The 2,598-nt window shown below is 44.7% G+C and carries 2 protein-coding genes and 1 pseudogene; 1 reads left to right on the top strand and 2 read right to left on the bottom strand.

The features are described 5' to 3' along the window. Positions 1-629, top strand: a pseudogene (locus HRT75_RS14555) (hypothetical protein); the annotation flags it as partial. Positions 630-756: 127 nt separating this feature from the next. On the opposite strand, the gene HRT75_RS14550 reads toward HRT75_RS14555, so the two are convergent. Together HRT75_RS14550 and HRT75_RS14545 are read right to left on the bottom strand one after the other, a co-directional pair. After that, positions 757-1,035, bottom strand: a complete 279-nt coding sequence (locus HRT75_RS14550; RefSeq protein ID WP_366665088.1) for a GIY-YIG nuclease family protein — start codon at positions 1,033-1,035, stop codon at positions 757-759. Positions 1,036-1,195: 160 nt separating this feature from the next. Next, positions 1,196-2,598 (bottom strand): TonB-dependent receptor (locus HRT75_RS14545; protein WP_291188285.1); only part of this gene is annotated, 1,403 nt, incomplete at its 5' end.

Genomic DNA, 2,598 nt, shown 5'->3' with positions numbered 1-2,598 from the left:
TGGTGAAAAGTCTTCAATTAAAGCCTGGAGCCGATTTGAGTGTTCACAAACGCTTGATGGAACTCGCCCAAGAACACGACGCTCCTGTCCTTACTACCAATTTTGATGCGGGTTTTGAAACCTCTATTGGCGCTGAGATTCATCATATAGAGTCCAAAGGATTCACCCGTTTCTATCCTTGGAAGTCTTATTACAGCCTTGAGGAATTGACAAAGCCTTGTGGGGGATTTGGCATTTGGAAGGTACACGGTGACGTGCGTTATTTTGATTCGATCCGATTGGGACTCACTGACTATATGGGGGCTGCAGAGCGTGCGCGCCAGCTTATCACCACAGGAGCCGGACGTTTGGACAATACCCACAGAAAAGGCGAATGGCAAGGCCATATGACCTGGTTGGACATCTGGTTCAACAAACCCGTGATCATCTTTGGTTTGGGTTATGGAAGTGATGAAGTCTTTTTGCGTTGGCTACTCATTGAGCGTCGCCGTTATTTCAATAAACTCGGCAAACCCATGAACGTCTGGTATGTCAACAAAGACAAACCCGAACCCGCCGTCAATAATCTTATGGACAACTTAGGAGTTACTGTGGTAGAGGTCGCTGACTTTAGTGATATTTATGGCTAAGCCTTAAGAGGAAAAATAGTAGTAATGAAAGGTTTCTCAAGTTAGACCAAAACGGACATCGAGTGATTTGCCGCCTCGATCTCTGAAGCTTTAGCGAATGAGATAAGCAAATCGTATCGAGATGTCATTAAAAAGACTTCTTTGAAAACTCTTTAAGCTGATTGTATTTTGAATTTATCAATGCGACCTTCTTCTTCTGGCTCCAATTCTGTATTTGCTTTTCTTTGTAAAACGCCTGTTGGACAGAATTGAACCTTTCAACAAAGACTAATTCAAGGGGTCTCCTAACTTTTGTATACTGCGCACCGACACCAGCTTTGTGCTCATTTAGTCTCAACTCGAGATATCTTGTGCTTCCTGTATATAAAGTATTATCAGCACAACGAAGAATATAGACATATCCCATATCAATAGATTTTAAGGGAATGACTACTTGATAAAGGTAACTTTATTGACATCTCGATACAAATTTCGCATTGCGAAATTCACTCGATGTCCGAGGTAGTGAACGTAAATGTCATCTCGATAAAATTTCCACTACGTGAAAATCACTCGATAACCGTAAATTAAAAGGAATACTTAACCGCCATAATCAAATTCCTCCCTGGAGCGGCAATTCCAGAAGAATAAGGACGGTATCTCTGATCGGTGATATTCTCCAAATTCGCCGTAAACAGGATTGCTTCACTAAGCTGATATTGTGCCCCAAAGTTTAGGGTTACCCAATCTGGAGCAAAAGGATTCCCGTTTTCATCCAAAGCGTAGAGGAATGCATTGTTCTGCTGACTCGGAGCGAGGTCCGTAAAGTCAAACTGACCGTTGTATTCCACAAAAGCATCTAAGGTTAATTTCTTTCCGTGGTAAGTCAAACGAGTATTTCCAAACGGAGGAGCGGCGTGACGTATAGGCGCTTCTGAGCCGTCATCTTCCTCGGTATAGCCATCGGTAATGCTGTATTGGGATCTCAGGCGGAGGTAATCCGTAAAGTTGATGTTCAAACCAGCTTCAAAACCATAAACGCGGGCCTCTCCAGCATTTTGAATGGCCTGCACATTACTCGGCTCGCCTTGATAATCAATCACCGTCTGGCCATCTAAACTAAAGTCTCGGCGCACCAAGGCATCGTCCAAGTGGGTGTAAAAAGTAGTGGCGTCAATTTGAACCACGTTTTCAAAGTTCAGGGTCACACCCAATTCCCCACTATACGCATATTCAGGCTCCAAGTCTGGATTAGGGACAACCACAGAACCCGGTTCTGAATCAAAGACCTTCCCAACATCATCAATGTTTGGGGCTCTAAAGGCCGTAGAGAAGTTCAACTTCCAGCCAATAGTTGGGTTTGGATTCCAAGCCAATCCAGCTGAGCCCGTAAAGGCTCCTGTATTGATCTCCGCTTGGTCAAAGGGCAAGTCAAAGAAGGTATTGTCAAAATCGGCATCTAAGAGCACATGGCTATAGCGCAATCCGCCTTGAAAATTCAGTTGCGAACTAAGCTTCCACTGCAAACTGGTGTAAGCCGCGAAAGATTGCCAAGTGGATCCATCCGGATATCGCGCTGCTGTTGCAGCACTACTGCCGTCTAAAATATTGACTTGTTGCCCGCGAGAGAAGACCTTGTTATACACGTATTCTGCTCCGTAAAACAAACTGGCCGTACCGATCTGCTTATTAAAGTTCAAATTGGTATTGATGGCTGCTACACGCTCAAAATTTTCAAAGAGAACGTCCGAACCAAAGTCACGGTCGTGGCGGCTTTCTTTAAACTGCTGAAAGCTTCCAATCCATTTGGCCTCATCAAAAATGCCGTTTTCTGCCTTGTGCTGCACCTGCAGCTTGGTGGCTAACCACTCCTGTGGTCCGTAGAACCATTCGGCAGAGCGCAATTGCCCTTCTCTTCTGCGGATGAGTCTGTCGTAACGCGGTACATCTCCTGTTGAAGTATAGAATAGGCCAAGATCAAAATCCCAAC

The organism is Gilvibacter sp. (assembly GCF_013214815.1).
In the GTDB taxonomy this organism is placed as follows: Bacteria; Bacteroidota; Bacteroidia; order Flavobacteriales; family Flavobacteriaceae; genus Gilvibacter.
The sequence above is the reverse complement of the archived record's forward strand: the minus strand, read 5'-3'. Positions and strand labels throughout refer to the sequence as shown.

Excerpts from the sequence above, each read along its gene's own strand:
- HRT75_RS14550 (WP_366665088.1), bottom strand. The coding sequence starts at position 1,035 with ATGGGATATGTCTATATTCTTCGTTGTGCTGATAATACTTTATATACA.